A 729-nucleotide genomic window follows, 5' to 3' on the forward strand; every position below is an offset into this window, starting at 1 on the left:
TTTAAAAAATATTTAAGTCGTTCTTTTTCGTGTCTCGATTTTATTTCTATATCAGTAATGGGTAGGAGTTTTTCTAGATTGCTGGGTATGGTTTGATAGTTAGAATGCTTGCTAGTTTTTTGGTAAAGCGTTTGTAGTATAAGATTCATTATTCATTACTCCCGCCACTTATTAGGTAGTTGTACACTTTTATTGTATCATCCCTTTTTAAGATATTATTCTTATCCCATTGTGCATAGTTAGATAGAAAATCTTGTTTGTTAAGATAATAAAATGTTGTATCATCAATATTTTTTTTATCAAATGATAGTCCATCGTCCCAAAAATAAGTTGTATTATATTTTTCTTCTATATGGGTTGGTGCTTTCTCCAAGAATCCATATTCGTAAAGTAAGGCATTAAAAAAATTAACGCCAGCATCTACAAATAACTGTGAAGGCCCCCAAAATCTTGGGTTTGCTTCTATCATGTATGTTTTATTTAATCTGTTTCTGATTTCCACCATTACAAATCCTGAGAAACCTATTGAATAAAATAAATCTTCGAACGATTTAGAGATATTAGTATGGTGAATATTGTCTGGCTTGGCGGCTAAAATTGAGCCTCCTCCTTTTTGCTGGATTAGGTTTTCTTGTGAATATTTCAAGCATGTATTATTTTTATAAAAATAATACAGCAGATATATGCTTCTGCCTTCAATGAATTCTTGTAAGTAAAACTCATTGATTT

At 30.5% G+C, this 729-nt stretch carries 1 protein-coding gene; it reads right to left on the reverse strand.

The features are described 5' to 3' along the window. Positions 1 to 148: 148 nt before the first annotated feature. A partial coding sequence (locus NP596_RS21750) for a hypothetical protein (RefSeq protein WP_256617459.1) occupies positions 149 to 729 on the reverse strand: 581 nt, incomplete at its 5' end.

Origin of the sequence: Methylomonas rivi, from assembly GCF_024505165.1 — a bacterium.
Lineage (GTDB): Bacteria > Pseudomonadota > Gammaproteobacteria > Methylococcales > Methylomonadaceae > Methylomonas > Methylomonas rivi.